Source organism: Ulvibacterium marinum (assembly GCF_003626755.1).
Lineage (GTDB): Bacteria > Bacteroidota > Bacteroidia > Flavobacteriales > Flavobacteriaceae > Ulvibacterium > Ulvibacterium marinum.
This window is the reverse complement of the sequence record NZ_RBCJ01000004.1, coordinates 42389-60484: the sequence shown is the minus strand read 5'-3', so window position 1 is coordinate 60484 and position 18096 is coordinate 42389. Positions and strand designations below refer to the sequence as shown.

Annotated in this window: 18 protein-coding genes; 6 read left to right on the top strand and 12 right to left on the bottom strand. The window is 40.4% G+C overall.

The features are described 5' to 3' along the window. Window positions 1–26 precede the first annotated feature (26 nt). From D7Z94_RS19280 to D7Z94_RS19265, 4 genes are all read right to left on the bottom strand, one after another. Complete coding sequence (locus D7Z94_RS19280) at window positions 27–431, bottom strand: response regulator transcription factor (RefSeq protein WP_120713273.1); 405 nt, start codon at window positions 429–431, stop codon at window positions 27–29. Next, a complete protein-coding gene (locus tag D7Z94_RS19275; protein WP_120713272.1) occupies window positions 418–2268 on the bottom strand; it encodes a PAS domain-containing sensor histidine kinase in 1851 nt (616 codons plus the stop codon). Before D7Z94_RS19275 ends, D7Z94_RS19280 begins: the two co-directional genes overlap by 14 nt. A 221-nt stretch (window positions 2269–2489) precedes the next feature. Further along, complete coding sequence (gene coaD, locus D7Z94_RS19270; protein ID WP_120713271.1) at window positions 2490–2945, bottom strand: pantetheine-phosphate adenylyltransferase; 456 nt, start codon at window positions 2943–2945, stop codon at window positions 2490–2492. Window positions 2946–2954: 9 nt separating this feature from the next. Further along, entirely contained in the window at window positions 2955–3938 is a 984-nt protein-coding gene (locus tag D7Z94_RS19265; protein ID WP_120713676.1) for a D-alanine--D-alanine ligase, read from the bottom strand. A gap of 185 nt (window positions 3939–4123) precedes the next feature. Here D7Z94_RS19265 and D7Z94_RS19260 point away from each other — a divergent pair, with 185 nt between their 5' ends. The 4 genes from D7Z94_RS19260 to D7Z94_RS19245 all read left to right on the top strand — a co-directional run bounded on the left by D7Z94_RS19260 (window position 4124) and on the right by D7Z94_RS19245 (window position 7094). Next, window positions 4124–4711: a PASTA domain-containing protein gene (locus D7Z94_RS19260; protein WP_120713675.1), complete on the top strand. Its 588-nt coding sequence runs from the start codon at window positions 4124–4126 to the stop codon at window positions 4709–4711. A 5-nt stretch (window positions 4712–4716) separates the two neighbouring features. Next, the gene (locus tag D7Z94_RS19255; RefSeq protein WP_120713270.1) at window positions 4717–5751 is read left to right on the top strand and encodes an RluA family pseudouridine synthase; all 1035 of its coding nucleotides are present in this window, start codon (window positions 4717–4719) and stop codon (window positions 5749–5751) included. A 163-nt stretch (window positions 5752–5914) separates the two neighbouring features. Then, window positions 5915–6676, top strand: a complete 762-nt coding sequence (gene yaaA / locus D7Z94_RS19250; protein WP_120713269.1) for a peroxide stress protein YaaA — start codon at window positions 5915–5917, stop codon at window positions 6674–6676. Window positions 6677–6731: 55 nt separating this feature from the next. Beyond that, complete coding sequence (locus D7Z94_RS19245) at window positions 6732–7094, top strand: hypothetical protein (protein WP_120713268.1); 363 nt, start codon at window positions 6732–6734, stop codon at window positions 7092–7094. Between the two features lies 1 nt (window position 7095). Here the strand turns inward: D7Z94_RS19245 and D7Z94_RS19240 are convergent, their stop codons facing one another. After that, window positions 7096–7224, bottom strand: a complete 129-nt coding sequence (locus D7Z94_RS19240) for a 30S ribosomal protein THX (protein ID WP_120713267.1) — start codon at window positions 7222–7224, stop codon at window positions 7096–7098. A 114-nt stretch (window positions 7225–7338) separates the two neighbouring features. Between D7Z94_RS19240 and D7Z94_RS19235 the strand changes: the two genes are divergently transcribed. Next, on the top strand, window positions 7339–7998 hold the full coding sequence (locus tag D7Z94_RS19235) for a uracil-DNA glycosylase family protein (protein ID WP_120713266.1): 660 nt from the start codon (window positions 7339–7341) through the stop codon (window positions 7996–7998). A 164-nt stretch (window positions 7999–8162) separates the two neighbouring features. Further along, entirely contained in the window at window positions 8163–10709 is a 2547-nt protein-coding gene (locus D7Z94_RS19230; RefSeq protein ID WP_120713265.1) for a phosphoenolpyruvate carboxylase, read from the top strand. Window positions 10710–10798: 89 nt separating this feature from the next. On the opposite strand, the gene D7Z94_RS19225 is transcribed toward D7Z94_RS19230, so the two are convergent. The 7 genes from D7Z94_RS19225 to D7Z94_RS19195 all read right to left on the bottom strand — a co-directional run bounded on the left by D7Z94_RS19225 (window position 10799) and on the right by D7Z94_RS19195 (window position 18095). Then, window positions 10799–12235: a hypothetical protein gene (locus tag D7Z94_RS19225; protein WP_120713264.1), complete on the bottom strand. Its 1437-nt coding sequence runs from the start codon at window positions 12233–12235 to the stop codon at window positions 10799–10801. A gap of 222 nt (window positions 12236–12457) precedes the next feature. After that, window positions 12458–13558 carry an adenylate/guanylate cyclase domain-containing protein gene (locus D7Z94_RS19220; protein ID WP_120713263.1) on the bottom strand — a complete coding sequence of 367 codons (1101 nt, stop codon included), beginning with the start codon at window positions 13556–13558 and terminating at the stop codon, window positions 12458–12460. A gap of 100 nt (window positions 13559–13658) precedes the next feature. After that, the gene (locus D7Z94_RS19215) at window positions 13659–15155 is read right to left on the bottom strand and encodes a M20/M25/M40 family metallo-hydrolase (protein ID WP_120713262.1); all 1497 of its coding nucleotides are present in this window, start codon (window positions 15153–15155) and stop codon (window positions 13659–13661) included. A 51-nt stretch (window positions 15156–15206) separates the two neighbouring features. Further along, window positions 15207–15437, bottom strand: coding sequence for a hypothetical protein (locus D7Z94_RS19210; protein WP_120713261.1), 231 nt, complete (start codon window positions 15435–15437; stop codon window positions 15207–15209). Further along, complete coding sequence (gene trpA / locus D7Z94_RS19205; RefSeq protein WP_120713260.1) at window positions 15431–16195, bottom strand: tryptophan synthase subunit alpha; 765 nt, start codon at window positions 16193–16195, stop codon at window positions 15431–15433. The genes D7Z94_RS19210 and trpA overlap by 7 nt, the downstream gene beginning before the upstream one ends. A gap of 48 nt (window positions 16196–16243) precedes the next feature. Further along, complete coding sequence (trpB, locus tag D7Z94_RS19200; RefSeq protein WP_120713259.1) at window positions 16244–17476, bottom strand: tryptophan synthase subunit beta; 1233 nt, start codon at window positions 17474–17476, stop codon at window positions 16244–16246. Further along, the gene (locus D7Z94_RS19195; RefSeq protein WP_120713258.1) at window positions 17466–18095 is read right to left on the bottom strand and encodes a phosphoribosylanthranilate isomerase; all 630 of its coding nucleotides are present in this window, start codon (window positions 18093–18095) and stop codon (window positions 17466–17468) included. Before D7Z94_RS19195 ends, trpB begins: the two co-directional genes overlap by 11 nt. Window position 18096 lies beyond the last annotated feature (1 nt).

Below are 18096 nucleotides of genomic sequence, written 5' to 3'. Positions count from 1 at the left end.
TAAGGAAAAAGTACCTTTTTTACTGGTCATGCTGCTTTGGTAATCTCTTTTAGATGATCTCTCTTCAAGGGTTTGTTATTAAAAGTGATCATATGATCTGTCTTGGATTTGTAAAGATCCCAATTTTTATGGTCAAAGGGATCTATAGAGGAGGTTACGATATTTATTCGCACCTTTTTTTCCAAAGGGAGGGAAATGAACTCTTCCAAAAACTGCCATCCGTCCATTATGGGCATATTGATATCCAAAAAAATAATCTCGGGCACTTGACCTTTGTTTTTAAGAGATTTTTTAATATCGTCCAAAGCCAATTTTCCATTGGCATGGGAGGAGATATTATCACAGATTGCAATGGAATCCAACATTTTTCGTATACCGAATACCGTAATGGGATCATCATCTACAATATAAATGGAGTTAATCTTTTTCATTAAAATATATGTTAAACGTAGTTCCTTTTCCCACTTCGCTACAGGCAATTACTTTTCCGTTCATGGCCTCTATTTGATTTTTGGTAATATAGAGCCCAATACCTCTTGAATCCTTTTTGTCATGAAATGTTTTATACATTCCAAATAACTTGTCCCCATACTTTTTAAGATCTATGCCCATTCCGTTATCGGCAATGCTCAATATGGTATAGCCATTATTGCTGGTGGCACTTAAATTGATTTCAGGGTTTCTTTCTGGATCCTTATATTTTACGCCATTGGTGATGAAATTCATTAAGATACTTTCAATGTATGCCGGTACTGCTTTTATATGAACGTCATCCGAAATGGAATTCACAATTTTAGCATTGTTATTCAATAAGAAGGCCGCAAGATTCTGTTGGACGACCTTTATCTTCTCGTTAAGATTAATGGGTTTCTTTTCCAAATTTGTATTGGTGCTTATGGCGACCACCTCATTTAGGTTTTCCAATGTTTCCAAAAGATTATCAGAGGCATCTATCAGCATTCCGATAATATTCTTTTTTTCCTCTTCACTTTTTTCATGGATCAAAAAGTCCAGTAACATAGAGAAATTTGCCGTGTGCGACCTTAGATTATGCGATACGATATGCGCAAAATTGACCAGTTTTTTGTTTTGCAAGGAAGTTACATTGATTAAATCCCGGAGCTCTTCCTCTTTTTGTTTTAGATTGGTAATGTCCATACTTATGCCTACCAGTCCATAGGCGGTCCCGTCATCTCCAATTAGGGGTATCTTGGAAGTTAAAAAGGTTATGGCATCCCCATTCTTTTTAATACTTCCCCTTTCCTCCCCCAAAATAGGTGTCTTAGAGTTCATAACATGCAGGTCATCTTCTCTGGTAATATTTGCGGTTTCCTCATCGTAAAAATCATAATCGGTTTTGCCCAAAACTTCTTCGGGACCACTAACACCTAAGTAATCGCATTCCGCTTTATTTACAAGTACTTTTCTTGATTCCTTGTCCTTAATAAAAACATTTAAGGGTAAATGATCGATCAAGGTTTTTAGAAGGTGCTCATTTTCCTTGGTCTTAATTTCGGATAATACTTGGTCGTTGACATCCTGGAAAGTACCAATCAATCCAATTAACTTCTCATTTTTGAATACAGGTTTTCCAGCCGCTATCACCCACTTTTCATTGCCTTTGGCCGTTATTATCTGTAATTTTTCGTTCCACGCAGTACCACTTTCTATGGCCTTGTTTACGGCCATGGAAATAGTGTTCCTACAATACCCTTGTTTGTAGAAGTCAATTCCTTTTTCAATGGTGGGGATATAATCTTTTGGAACTTCATGGATGGCCTTCGTCATATCGGACCAAGTAATTTCATCCTTTAACATATCATACTCCCAACTCCCAATTTTGGCGATATCCGACTTTTCTCGTAATAGGACCTCAAGTTTTTCGAGCTTTAACTCATTATGGACCTTTTCAGTAACATCGTCAGTTTGAATTATAACTCCTATGATATTCTCATTCTCGTCATACCAGGGAATATTGGACCACTCAAACCATTTTTCATCATTTTCAGTATCCAAAAATCGTTCTACACCTACATCAGACGGCTTACCTTTTAAACAGTCGTTCAAAACGGTTTTCCAATCCTTGCTTATTTCACCAAAAAGTTCGGAGATGTTTTTGCCGAAAACGGTGTCGTTGCTGAAATTAAAGTAGGTAATCCAAGAATCCGAAGCATGAACTATCTGTAGCCTTTTGTTTACAAAAACAGTGGCTTTGGGCAACTGTTTAATCAAATAATTACTAGATAAGGTTTGGGATCCCTTCAACATGTAGCCGTAATTTCTTACTAAAGTAGAACGATTTTCCAATTCTGCTAAAGGTTTGTTGTGAACACCCCCAAACGCGTTGTGATTCAATATTTGGGTGGGGTGAGATTTAAAATTAATGATAAAATGAGGAATTTTCTTGTTAATTCAGAAAAACATTTTAAGAATTAATCCTTTTTTTAAAGAAAAATAAATATATATACTCATGTGAGGTAAGAAGTATACTATGGGATTCTTACGGAATCAGGGACTAGTCCGGTATAATCCCCGTTATTTCTGATAACATCCCGGACGATAGAGGAACTTATGTAGGACTTTCCAGATGAGGTCAATAGAAAAACGGTTTCAATCTCGGAAAGCTTACGATTGGTATGTGCAATAGCCTTTTCAAATTCAAAATCGGCCGGATTGCGAAGCCCTCTTAGAATAAAATCCGCTTTCATCTTTTTACAGAACTCTACGGTAAGCCCTTCATAGGTAAGCACTCTGATCTTTGATTCTTTTTCAAAGGCTTTTTGGATAAACTGCATTCGTCGTTCCAAAGGGAACATATATTGCTTTTCCGCGTTGATGCCTATGGCAATGATTATTTCGTCAAAAAGGGTGATGCCCCGTTTTATAATATCGTAATGGCCCAAAGTAAGTGGATCAAAAGATCCCGGAAATATGGCGCGTCTCATAGCCTAAAGTTAGGTATTTTCCCGTAAAGCCTCGGTTATGGCACTTTCAAAAAGTGCGGAAAGGGATATTCCTGCAACGCGAGCTTGCTCTGGAAGAATACTTTCCTTTGTAAGACCTGGAGTCGTATTCATTTCCAACATATAGGGTTCATCATCCACAAAAATGAACTCGCTCCTAGAAAATCCCTTCATGTTAATTACTTCATAGGCGCGCTTGGCCAATTCTACAACCCTCTTTTCTTGATCATTGGATATTCTGGCCGGCGTAATTTCTTGAGACTTTCCTTCATACTTGGCCTCATAATCGAAAAAATCATTTTCCGTAGTTATTTCGGTAATGGGCAATACCTTGGTCTTCCCATTATACATAATTACCCCTACGGAAACCTCTGTTCCATCCAAAAAAGCCTCAATAAGAATTTCATCATCTTCTTGATAAGCCTTCTCAATTGCCGGCCTTAAATCTTCTTTCTTATAAACTTTGGACATACCAAAGCTACTCCCCGCACGGTTGGCTTTCACAAAGCAGGGCAAGGACACTCGTTCAATGATTGCCTCCTCGTTTATGGGGTCTCCAAAATTCAGATAAAAGGACCCCGCTGATTTTATACCGTAGGGCTTCAAAACACTCAAAAGGTCACGTTTGTTAAAGGTCAAGGCCGATTGGTATTGATTGCAGGATGTCTGGGGGATATCCAATAGCTCCAAGTAAGCCTGCATGAGGCCATCTTCTCCGGGCGAGCCATGGATAGCATTAAAAACACAATCAAAATGAATAGGACCCTTGTCCACGGTAACCGAAAAATCATGCCGATTTATGGGAATCTCATTATCGGAATCATCAACATAGACCCACTTATCCTTAAAAATATGAATTCGATAAGCATCAAATTTAGTCTTGTCCAGATACTCGTAAACCACATTTCCACTTTTAAGGGAAATCTGATACTCGCTCGAATACCCACCCATGATAATGGCTATGTTTTTTTTCATAATACAATTCAAATGCAAGTTTAGAAGGCCAAGTTTTTCAAAACCCAAAATAACTAAAAAACAATTCCATGGCATAACCTGGGATTGGTTTTTTAAGATACTTAATGTATAACACATTAACTTTTGAAAGGTTAAAACCATTTGTTTTGGCTCATTTCCTATCTTTGTCCGACGATTGTTTAGCCATGAGAAGTTTTTTCAATTTTTTAAAGAGTAGAACCTTTTTGGTACAGATAGGCTTATCCTTGGTAGTTTTGATAGGTTTAATTTTTTTGTGCCTTCGTTGGTTGAACAGTACTACGAACCATGGGGAATTTGTTGTTGTACCGGATTTTTCCAAAATGTCGGTAATGGATATGCGGCAAGCCGTGGAAGAAGCAGGTTTGCGGTATGAAGTATTGGATTCTGCGAACTATAGCCCTGAATACCCTAGATTTTCCATTATAGAGCAGGACCCGTCAGCCGGTAGCAAGGTGAAGGAAAATCGAAAGATTTATTTTACCGTTAACCCTTCCGGATATAAAAAGGTAACCGTACCCAATATTATTCAGGTAACACAAAGAAACGCTTCTTCTATGCTGCGTGCAGTAGGTTTGGATGTGCAACGGGTTACATACATTGACCAGTTGGGAAAGGATATGGTATACTACATAAAGCATAAGGGAAAGGACATAAAACCTGGCGATAAATTGCCAAAAACTTCTAAGATAGAGCTGGTCTGCGGAAATGGGACTATTCCGGAAAGTGCGCGGGTTCAAGCCGAGTCCAACTAAGAGCTATGGAAGAACAGGGTACCCGCGAACCTGAAGGGGACGAACTATTTGAACATCATAGATTTGTAGCTTCAAAAGGACAAGAACCTTTGCGAGTGGACAAATTTTTGATGAATTTTATAGAAAATGCCACGCGAAACAAAATTCAGCAAGCCGCCAAAACAGGAAACATTTGGGTGAACGAGTCCATTGTAAAGCAGAATTATAAGGTAAAGGCCGGGGATGTGGTAAAAGTACTTTTTGAGCATCCTCCACATGAATTCCTTTTGGTCCCGGAAGATATTCCACTGAATATTGTTTATGAAGATGAGATTTTATTGGTTGTGAACAAACCTCCTGGAATGGTGGTCCACCCAGGTCACGGCAACTATTCGGGGACTTTGATCAATGGGCTTATACATCATTTTGATAACCTCCCAATAAACAGCAATGAACGGCCCGGGCTGGTGCATCGTATAGACAAGGATACCTCTGGACTACTGGTAGTGGCCAAGACCGAAGCGGCCATGACCCACTTGGCCAAACAATTTTTTGATAAAACCTCTGAGCGGGAGTACATAGCGCTGGTTTGGGGCAACGTAGAGAATGATACGGGAACAATAGAGGGCCATATAGGACGAAACCCTAAAAATCGATTGCAAATGCAGGTGTTTCCGGATGGCGATCAAGGTAAGGAAGCCGTCACGCACTACAAGGTGCTGGAACGTTTGGGATATGTTACCTTGGTTTCCTGCAGATTGGAGACGGGCCGAACACATCAGATAAGGGTTCATATGAAACATATAGGCCACACCCTGTTCAACGATGCTCGTTATGGTGGAGAACGAATTCTAAAGGGAACTGTGTTCACAAAATATCGACAGTTTGTGGAAAATTGTTTTAAGGTTCTACCACGCCAAGCGCTCCATGCCAAGACCTTGGGATTTTTGCATCCCGTTACAGGGAAACAAATGCGTTTCGATTCTGAAATTCCGGAAGATATGGCACAATGTATCGAAAAGTGGAAGGGTTATTCCAGGCAGAGTAGAGGTTTAGCATAAAAACTTATCGGTTGGTTTAGACGGGAAGCACTCTTTTCATACTATATTTTTCAAGGTTCAGAAGTATTGTTTTTCCAAATGGAGCTATCGAAAACTCTTTACATACAAGGTGCAATATCCCAAAAATCATTGTTATTTTTAGGGTGCCTAAACACAGAAAAAGATGAAAGTTGTTATTTCCCCCGCTAAATCGCTAGACTTTGAAAGCAAATTGCCTAGCCTAAAGCATACACAGCCTCAATTTTTGGAACAATCCAAAAGGCTTAATAAAGTTTTGCAAAAGAAAAGACCCGGGGCATTGTCCAAACTAATGAATATTTCGGATAATCTGGCCCAATTGAACTGGGAACGCAATCAGAAGTTCACAACACCATTTTCACCCGAGAACGCGCGTCCTGCGATGTACGCCTTTAATGGTGATGTATATCAAGGTTTGGATGCCTATACCATTCCCGAGGAGAAATTGGAAAAGTTACAGCATACGTTACGTATCCTATCCGGGTTATATGGCATCCTAAGACCTTTGGACCTTATACAGCCCTACCGGTTGGAAATGGGAACCCAGTTGAGAGTAAACCGAAGAAAGAATTTGTACGAGTTCTGGAAAAAGGACTTGACCGCTCACCTCAATTCCGAAATGGAAAACGACGAACTCTTCCTCAATTTGGCAAGTAACGAATATTTTGGGGCCATTGATGAAAAAGCCTTGAAAGTTCCTGTTGTGACCCCCATCTTTAAGGATTGGAAAAATGATAAGCTTAAGGTCATCAGCTTTTTTGCAAAAAAAGCCCGGGGTTCCATGGTCCGCTATATCTTGGATACGAATGCCAAAACATTGGACGATATCAAAGGGTTCGATTATGATGATTATCTATATAGCAAGGAGCATACTTTAAGGGAAGATCAGCCAGTTTTCGTCCGATAGAATATTTTTCCAAAGCAACCGTTTTATCTTTATAACATCTCTTTAAAAAATAAGGATGAAACAGTTTTTTATTTTAACATTATCTCTTTTAGCATTGAGCTGCACAGATCGCGATGATGATGTTGATGCCGTAAACATCCGCATAAAAAATGCCAGCAATATAACTTTTGATGAAGTTCAGGTTTCGGATGCGGCGGAAGTTTATGAAAATGTGTCGTCTGGAGACTATTCCGGATATTTAGAGTTTGAAACAGCCTATCAATATGCGTTCATACAAATTAGGTCAGGGGAGGATACCTTCACCCTACAGCCTATTGATTTTGTAGGAGAGACTCCTTTGCCCATAGGATTCTATACCTACCAACTTGATATTACCGAAGATGGAAATGTAGATCTTAGCTTTCTAATAGATTATTAGGTCATTTCTTTTTGGTTACTGCTATTTTTTCCTCCACCGTTAATCGTTTTTTGATTTTCCTGGGCCTTCTTGCGCCATGCGACCTGTTGGCTATTTTTCCCCTTCTGGTTTTTATATCTCCTTTCCCCATTTAGTTCTATTTTAAGAATTTATGTCTTAAATTACAAAATTGTGGTAATAAATGCAATCCTCTGTACAAGGGAGCTGACCCTACAAAAAAACAATTTCGTCTTAAGATATATCAATGTTTTTGCACACTCATCCTTATAAACCTTTCCTTTTCCAGGAAGCCACCAAGCTCATTGTAGGAACATTGCCACCCCCCAGATTCACTATAGGGGATCTAAAGAAAGGTGACGTGGACTTTTGCTATGGCAGTAGGGACGGACAGCTTTGGCCCATTTTAGATCGAATTTTTAAGCTTGATTTAAAATTTGAGACCTCGGAAGAAGCTAAAAGGCAGCGTATGGATTTTTTAAAGCATAAAAAAATCGGTATTTGTGATATCGTTGAAAGTGCGGAAAGGGCAAAGATAGATGCCTCGGACCTAGGGATGAGCAACATAAAGCTTAGAAATATAATAGGGTATTTAAAGGAATTGCCTAATATTAATACGCTTTTGTTTACAGGTGGTAATAGTAAAAATGGACCGGAATACTTTTTTCGGAAACACCTAAAAACATTCAATTTGGAATTGAACCTAATTTCCAATGAGATCCCCAGAATCCATTCCTTTGAGTTGCCCCTTACACAAAGAACCATAAAAACAGTATCCCTGACCGCACCTTCGGGAGCGGCAAACCGGGCGGTTGGGAGTTTGGAGGCCTATAAACAAAGAAAAAGAGAAAATCCCGATTTCAACACCTTGGATTTTAGGATATTGCAGTACAAGGCATTTTTTTAGATTATTGTTTTTGACAATTGATGAGCCGCCTTGTTCATTTTGTGGTGTCCATGTTCTATTTTGTTATTTTGATTGGAAATCCAAGGGGAATTGCCCAATAATGTTGATATTTACCGTCTTGGTTTTATAGGTAAACCACCCAAAGTTCAATATTTAGTCATTTTATGCAACGATCAGAAAAATTAGAGGAGTTCAAGAAATCGGTCACTAATAGGTTTAATGTTTATAACAGCTTGTTCCTTAATCTTCCCTATCGAAATATTGAGAACGTAGGGATGCTTATCCCATTACTTTTTGAACAATGTGAAAAGGGGCTGAAATCCGGAAAGAAACCACAGGAAATATTGGATGCCTTCTTTCAGAACTATGCCAATGTTGAATCTGAACAGGATAGGATAGACTTCATGTTCCGAATTATCCAATATGTAGAAAGACAGGTGGTGCTTTATGATAGTGTTGAGGACGCAGCTTTCCCCAAGTTGCACCAGCACACGACTTCCTTGTCCATAAAGGACTATTTTCAATTGGTAAACGAGAACAAAAGCTGGGACAAAATTGCGAAGAAATTATCTACGTTTAGTGCGCGTATTGTACTCACCGCGCACCCCACCCAATTCTATACCCCTGCGGTTCTGGATATTATGGAAGAGTTACGCACCTTAATTCTTGAAGATCGCATTAATGATATTGATTTAACGCTACAACAATTGGGGCTTACTTCACTTATCAATGCACAAAAACCTACACCCCTGGATGAAGCCAAGAATATCATTTATATCCTTAGAAACGTCTATTATGATGCGATGGGGGAACTTTTTGCCTATATCAAAAACAACATTAAAGATGATGATTTTGACAATTACAACATCATGAAATTGGGTTTTTGGCCGGGAGGAGATCGTGATGGCAATCCTTTTGTTACGGCCGATATGACCAAAGCCGTAGCGGATGAACTTCGCCTTGCGCTGATGAAGTGCTATTATAATGATTTGAAGCGATTGCGCAAGAAACTAAGCTTTAAAAGCTTGCGGTCACTGTTGAACAGTCTTCGGGACAACCTTTATATTGCTATGTTCGATTCCCAAAGATCGGTAGATTATGGTGATATCATCGGCCCGTTACTTAATATCCGCGAAATTTTGGTAAACGATTACCATTCCCTCTATGTAAAAGAATTGGACCATTTTATAGACAAAGTACGGATTTTTAAGACCCATTTCGCCACACTGGACATTCGTCAAGACCACAGCAAGCACAAACTAGTGGTGGAAAGTGTACTCAAGCAAAAGGGATTGATCAAAGAGGAATTGGATGAGCTTACTGATAAAGAGCTTACGCGTATCCTACTAAAAGAAAAATGGACTTTGAAACCTACCGACTTTGATGACGGAATCGTTAAGGATACTATCCAGAACATCGCACAGTTGAGCGATATCCAGAAAAAAAATGGTGAGGAAGGTTGCAACCGTTATATCATAAGCAATTCCGAGGACATTTTTTCGGTATTGTTTGTTTATGGATTATTTAGATGGTGTGGTTGGGATGCGGATAAAATCAATTTTGATATCGTTCCCCTTTTTGAGACTATGAAGGGCATGGAAAACTCTGAGGCCGTAATGCAATCACTTTTTGATTTGCCGCAGTACATAGCACATTTGGAACACAGGAACAGGACTCACACCATGATGTTGGGTTTTTCCGATGGTACCAAGGATGGGGGTTATTTAAAAGCCAACTGGTCCATTTTAAAGACAAAGGAAACCTTGTCCAAAGTTTGTAAGAAGAATGGAGTCAGGGCCATTTTCTTTGATGGACGTGGCGGGCCACCGGCAAGGGGAGGGGGCAAGACCCACCGATTTTATGCTGCACAGACCAAGGATGTGGCCAATCATGAGATACAGCTTACCATACAGGGTCAGACTATTACAAGTACGTACGGTAACAAAGAACAGTTTATGCATAACTCCGAACAGTTGCTCACTGCGGGATTGTCCAATAATCTGTTTGGAAAAGAGCACGTGATTTCAAGAACATCCAGGAAATTGATAGAAGAATTGTCGGAATTGAGTTTTGCCAAATATGATGCTTTGAAGAATCATGAGATGTTTATCCCATATCTGGAGAACCGCAGTACCCTAAAGTACTATACCAAGGCCAACATTGGGAGTAGACCTGGAAAAAGGGGCAATAAGAAAAAATTGGAACTTACCGACCTTAGGGCCATATCCTTTGTAGGTTCTTGGAGCCAGCTGAAACAGAACGTACCGGGTTATTTCGGTTTGGGAACGGCAATTAAAGCACTTAAGGATGATGGTAGGATTAGTGAGGTTAAAAGGTTGTACAAGGAAGTTCCCTTTTTTAAGGCATTGATGCTCAATAGTATGATGTCCCTTTCCAAATGCTATTTTGAGCTTACCAGTTATATGAAGGAGGATGAGGCTTATCGCGATTTTTGGAATATTCTGCATGAAGAGTACAAACTTTCAAAGGAAATGTTACTGCTCATTTCTGGATATAGCATTTTGATGCAAGACGAAGAATTATCCAGGGAATCCGTTAAGATTAGGGAAAACATCGTATTGCCCTTGTTGGTCATACAGCAATATGCACTTCAAAAAATCGGACAGAATGCGGACCATAAAAATCTGTACGAGAAAATTGTGACCCGTTCATTATATGGAAACATCAATGCGAGTAGAAACTCTGCTTAGTTCTTTTTATTTGCAATTCAAAAACATAGAAACCCCGCAAATAAATAGCATTTGCGGGGTTTCTTATAACATTTTGTTTTACTTGTTTTTTAGTGGGGCAATTCTCGGGTTACTTTAACATAATTGGATAGGTCAAAACATCCTTCCAAATCATTGGCGTTCATACCCATTTCGGCTCCTTTTAAGCCATCTTCATAACGCAAATACCAAATTAAACATACACCCACACCTGCATCATCAAAATTAACGCCTTCAACCGCTTCAAGAGTTGGCGGAAGACCTAAAATTTTCCCGGTATCATCGGTAATGACCCAAGTACTGTTGGTACCTGAAGCTTCGGGGTTATCCAAAGTAATTCCACTTACCATATCTGGAGTGCCATCTACCTTAAAGGTGAAGGGACCACCGTATAGGGTTCCAGCTTCCGTTTTTCTACGATTAACGGTCAGGGCATTTGAGAGATCAAAATTTCCTTTTAGATTGTTGGCGTTCATACCTACTTCGGCTCCTTCCAACTCACCCTCATAACGCAAATACCAGATAAGGCAAACTCCTGGGCCGGCACCATCGAAATCAACACCTTTAACAGCTTCCAGGGTTGGTGGCAATCCTAAAATATTTCCTTCATCATCGGTAATGACCCAAGAACTCTCACTGCCATACGCCTCTGAGCTATCCAGTGTAATTCCATCTACAAAATCAGGAGTTCCGTCAACACAGAAATCATACGGGCCTCCTGCAATTTCACCTGCATTGGCACCCATTAGCCGTGTTACTTGTATTGAATTGGAAAGGCTAAAGCATCCTTCCAAGTCATTGGCATTCATGCCCATTTCTGCGCCTACAAGGCCATCTTCATAGCGTAAGTACCAGATAAGACAAACTCCCGCTCCGGCACCATCAAAATCTACGCCCTTAACTGCTTCCAGTGTAGGTGGTAGACCAAGGATATTCCCTTCATCATCTGTAATGACCCAAGTACTATTGGTACCAGCTACATCAGTATCATCCAGTGATAGTTCCGTTACAAAATCGGGTGTGCCATCAACGGTAAATTCATAGGGACCTCCGGAAAGTGTTCCCGCATTGGGTTGACTACGAGTTACTTCTATAGAGTTGGAAAGATCAAAGGTTCCTTCGAGGTTATCCACATTCATGCCCATCTCCGCACCGGCAAGGCCATCTTCGTAGCGTAGGTACCAGATAAAGCAAATCCCAGGCCCGGCTCCGTCAAAATCAACGCCACCCACATCATCCAACGTTGGGGGAAGGCCAAGGATATTCCCTTCATCATCTGTAATGACCCAAGTGCTATTGGCACCAACAGCATCCGTATTGTCAATTGTAATGTCGGTTACAAAATCCGAAGTGCCATCAACACAAAAGTAAAAAGGCCCTCCAGAGATAGTACCCGCTGCAGGCACCACCTCAACCTCTTCCTCTATGGCAACGGCTTCATTGTCATCCTCACAACTTGCTGCGAAGAGCAGAAGCGCTAAAATTGGTAATACATAAATCTTTTTCATTTTCTCTGTTTTTAAGTTTGCCTAAAAATCAGATTATAGCGTAACAGGGAGCTCACAAAGCCATCAATTTTTCGTGATACTTTGAGGATATTTTTGTTAGAAATGCAGGATGGGGTATTCCCGAAGTAAGGGAACTTGGGCTTTGTTGCTTGTGTCTGAAGTGATAATTTTAAAGAGCACTGTAAGAAAGCCTCCTTTTAAATTTCAAAAGGCGGTTACCATTTAAGGTATGGTATTTTGATGTACTGTACTTATGCCAATTTTTTTCTCCTTCCCCTTTAATATATGCTCACCCAATGATTCGATTTTAAATCCCTTTCCAAGGTTCAGATGATTCAATAGATGGTCTGAAACAATGATATCAACCCCATGCTCATTGCACAATGACTGTATTCTGGCCGTTGTATTCATGACGTCGCCTGTAAAAATGATTTCTTTCTTAAGTGCACCTATTTCGCCTGTGGTTACTTTTCCAAAGTGAAAGCCTGCTTTAAAATCTGGGGAAATGCCGAAATGCTTTTGGTACCAATCCGATTTTTTCTTGAGGTCCTTCTTCATATTGAAAAAGCATTGGATACAATTGTTATTTTGTATTCCTTTTTCAGATGTCCAGGACACCACAATCTCATCACCAACATATTGATATACCTCCCCAAAACTATTGACTATGGCACTTGAAAGATCATAGTAATAGGTCCTTAGCAATTCAAAGTATTTTATATGGCCCAACGTTTCCGCAATTGCTGTGGACGATTTCATATCGGCGAACATAAATATTCTTTCCTCTTCCTTGGGCCTATGATATTTTCCCGTAAAGAAATTGATTAAAACCCCATGACCAATATTATCACTTATTTCTGCATACATTAGTGAGACGCCTAAGGAAACCATCATTTGCAACAACGTACTTAAATACTCGGCACTATTAAGGAAATCATGATATTTTTTCCATACTTGGTTATCCAATACATGGGTTTCAATTTCAATAGCGGCCGCTATTGGAAACATAATTAGGATTACAAGGAACGAGAATACCAAGTAAATGAAGAGTTTATAGAAGATTTTTTTTAGAAAACTCTTTTTTGCAAATAGCTTATTTAAAAACAAGAGTTCAATGGCTCCTACCAAAAGCCCTACCGCGGTTACCGCCAGACAAGCGAAAACAAGAATTTCGAAATCTACCCTAATGGCACTGGAAGAAGAAGTATCTGAGCTGTTAATTATGACCTGTTCGACAGTTAGGAAAACCAATCCCAAAACCAACCAAATAAGCCCAAAAGGGATAATACGCGCAATATTTCTCTTTGCTCTGGGTGATAACACGTTTTGAGCTATAAATTACTTGAATATTATTTTAAAACGATATGGTCCGTAAGTTTCCTTTACCAAAATGACTTGTGGTTAGATTGACCTAGAATCTTGGTCAATTGGGTGATGTACTCAATATTTGGTAAAACGCCTTGATACCGTATGCCAGTTGACCGATTTTCAAGTTCTCATTGGGACTGTGCTGATTGTTATCAGGGTTCACCATGGGAACGATAAAGGCCGGAATCTGTAATTCATTGATGAATGGGGCAATAGGAACAGTGCCACCCATAATCCGGATTTGAACGACATCTTCCTCAAAGGCATTTTTTAATGTATTTGCCAAGAAAGCCCCATATGGATTATCAAGGTCCGTACGAAATGCATCCGTTACCGGACCTTCTTGAACCGTCATTATTTTATCGTATTCCAGGCGCTGCTTTTTGGTGGGAACGGTATCGGTGATGAAGAATCCTTGTTGCTCTATGTGTTTTTTTACGAGATCTTTTAAGCGATTGCCATCGGTTTCCGGTACCAGTCGCAGGTCCAATTCTGCGGTGGCGGTGGCGGGCACAATGGTCCTTGCCTTGTCCCCGGTCCACCCTGATCCCAGTCCCCTAACGTTCAAGGAAGGATATTGTAGCGATTCCTGATAAAAACCTCCGACTTTTTCAGGAGTTCTAATGGCCAGATTGGAATTAATGGTTTCCGCGATGTCCGGGACGCTTTTTAAGACCTCCAAAGTGGGGTCGTCCAAAGAAATCCCATCATAATAGCCAGCTATGGCCACTTTTCCATTTTCATCTTTCATGCTGGCCAGCAGTTCTGCCAATAAAAACCCGGGATTTGGGGCATAGTTGCCGTAATGTCCGCTATGTTGTGGTTTTATGGGACCATGGGTCGTCAAGGTCATTGTGGTAATTCCCCGACAGCCGTAGACCAAGGTCGGCTTCTCCGAAACATGCACCGGTCCATCGGCAATGACCAAAAAATCTGCTTCCAAGAGTTCTCTATACTCCTTTACAGCCTTTGGTAGCGGCTTACTGCTTTTCTCCTCTTCACCATCTAAAATGACCTTTATGTTAAATGGGATTTCCATATTGTTTTTTTGCAACAGATCTATGGCGTTCAATAGCATTATAATAGGCCCTTTATCATCAGAAGTAGATCTCCCGAACAATCGCCAATCATAATTGAGGTCTTCGTTGAGGTCTTCAAAGGATTCAGTTTGCCACCCATCTTCAGTTTTAGATTTTAGCACGGTTTTGTAAGGATCAGGTTGATTCCATTTGGTTGGATCCACAGACTGTCCATCAAAATGCATATACAACAATAGGGTTGGCTTTTCATCTTCCATGGGAAGGGCAGCAAAGAACAGGGACTCACCTTCAGTAGGAAGAATAGAGGAATTAAAACCTCTTGCATTGAATGCTTTGGTCAACCAGGTAAGATTACGATTAATGTCCGCATGGTCCAGCGCATCATTGGGAATCGCTATAAATTCTCGAAGTTCATCAATGCTGTGACCTACTTGTGACTTGAGTTGTAGGGTGTCTTGGGAAAAAATTGAAACGGTGGTCAAAAAGGTAAAAAACAGTATTGTTTTTTTCATGGAATGCATGTGTGAATTGAAATTTTAAAAGTAGAAAACTCATTTGCAAATCTAGGGTATTCTAGATTTTTTAAACCTTAAAATAATCCATCTAAATAAAAGTACAAATGGAAAACCATGGAGTAGAACATCAAACCAGTCCATAGCCCGCATCCCGATGCCCCCGCCCAATAGCCATTTTATCTTTCCTAAAATATGGGGCTCAGGAAAATAGGGAGCCAACCCTAAGGTAAGGCATAGAAATAGAACAATCTTCCCATTGTTGATAAAGTCCCTTAGCACCGAATCAATTTTATAAAATCTGCAATGGAATCAACCCCATTTTGGGTTAAATGTTTTATAAAGGCGGAACCGATAATGGCACCTTTTGCTTTTTCCGTGGCCTCCGTAAAAGTCTCAGTATTACTGATACCAAAGCCCACGATTTGTGGGTTTTTGAGATGTAAGGAAGCAATACGTTCAAAATAGTTAGTTTGCTCAGAGCCGAATCCCTGCTTGGCACCTGTAGTACTGGCAGAACTCACCATATAAATAAATCCTTCCGAGGCGTTGTCAATTTGGAAGATACGCTCATCACTGGTCTGAGGTGTAATCAAAAAGGTGTTGAGGAGTCCATATTTTTTAAAAAGGTTTTCATACTCTTCTTGGTACACATCAAAGGGAAGGTCGGGAAGAATAAGTCCATCTATTCCTATTTCCCTGCATTTTTTGCAAAAGGCTTCTACTCCATATTGTAGAACAGGATTAAAGTACCCCATGATAATCAAGGGAATGGAAATAGTTTTGCGAATATCCCTTAACTGTTCAAAAAGAATTTCAGTGGTCATCCCATTTTTAAGAGCGGCCGTTGAACTTTCTTGAATGGTAGGTCCATCGGCCAACGGGTCACTGAAGGGCAAACCTATTTCTATCATATCCACCCCATTTTTCTCTAATTCACCAATGATTTTCACGGTGTCATCCAAATGGGGATAACCGGCCGTGAAATAGATGGATAGCAATTTTCCGTCTTCTTTTAATTTTTTGTTGATTCTATTCATTAAAACATCATTTTGGTCATTCCTGCCTGCGTAGGAATGACCTATAAACTATAATCTAAAATAATCGATGTAAGTCTGTAAGTCCTTGTCCCCCCGCCCCGATAAATTAATCACCACAACATCATCCTTCTTGAATTTTTTGTAATCAAAAATGGCAAATGCATGAGACGTCTCAATGGCAGGAATGATACCTTCCAGTTGTGATACCTCCAGACCTGCTGTCATGGCTTCATCATCCGTGATGGAGATAAACTCCCCCCGGCCCGATCGAAATAAATGGGCGTGCATTGGGCCAACGCCGGGATAGTCCAAACCTGCCGAAATGGAATAGGGCTCAGTAATCTGTCCGTCCTGGGTTTGCATCAGCAAGGTCTTGCTCCCATGTATAATACCCACCTTGCCCAGGGCAGACGTAGCAGCACTTTCACCGGAATCGATTCCCTTGCCTGCTGCTTCCACGGCAATGATTCCTACATTCGTATCATCCAAATAATGATAATAGGCCCCAGCCGCATTGCTTCCCCCGCCCACACAGGCTACCACATAATCCGGGTTTTCATGGCCTTCCTTTTCCTTTAATTGCCATTTGATTTCTTCAGAAATAACGGATTGGAACCGGGCCACCATATCCGGATAGGGATGTGGTCCAACGACGGAACCAATGATATAATGCGTATCCACGGGGTTATTTATCCAATCACGGATGGCTTCATTTGTAGCATCCTTTAATGTTCTACTTCCTGAAAGGGCGGGCCGTACCTCTGCCCCTAACATCTTCATACGGGCTACATTAGGGGCCTGGCGGGCAATATCTATTTCTCCCATATATACTACGCATTCAATGCCCATAAGAGCGCAGACCGTTGCCGTTGCCACGCCATGTTGTCCCGCTCCGGTTTCTGCAATGATTCTATTTTTGCCCAGTTTTTTGGCCATCAAAATTTGTCCAATGGTATTGTTTACCTTGTGTGCACCCGTATGGCAGAGATCTTCCCGTTTGAGATAGATCTTGGTACCGTACTTTTTAGAGAGTCTATCCGCAAAATAGAGCGGGGTAGGTCTGCCCACATAATCTTTCAACAATTGGTCAAATTCCTGCTTAAAGGAAGGTTCTTCCATGATACGGATATAATTCAGACGCAATTCTTCGGTATTGGGATAGAGCATTTCGGGGATGAAAGCCCCTCCGAATTCTCCATAATACCCTTTTTCATTAGCATGATAAGCGCTATTGACCGACCTTTTCCCCAAAGAAGAGGGCGCATTTATTTCATCTTTCATCAATCTTTTTTTTAAAATCTTTCAACTCCTGAATGTTTTTAAGTCCCGGTTCCAGTTCAAATCTACTATTGACATCAATGGCATAGCAATACTTTGCTTCGGGACGTTTCATAAATTCCCTTATGGATTCTACCTCCTCCAGGCCAATACCACCACTTAAAAAATAAGGTTTGGTTGAGGGATAATCTTTCAAAACTTTCCAATCAAAGGTATAACCATTGCCGCCGGGGAGTTTTCCTTTGGTATCAAAGAGATAGTAATCGCATACATTTTCGTAGGGGCCCAATTCATCAAAATTGAAGTCATCCTTTATAGAAAATACCTTTATGGTCTGGATGGGCTCCTTAAAATTCTGTTGTCGCAATTCCTTACAGAATTCAGGACTTTCACTACCGTGTAATTGTACTGCCTCTAAGTGGTGTTTTTTGATTTTTTCTACTAACTCACTCAAGGTAGCGTCTACAAATACCCCAACTTTTTGCATACCCTGTGGTAGCTGCGGAATTTCCCCATCAAAGCAGCGGAGGGATTTCTCCCAAAAAATAAAACCCAAATAATCCGGCCGCAAGGCAGCGACTTCATCCGGGTTATATTTCATTCCACATACTTTGAGTTTCATG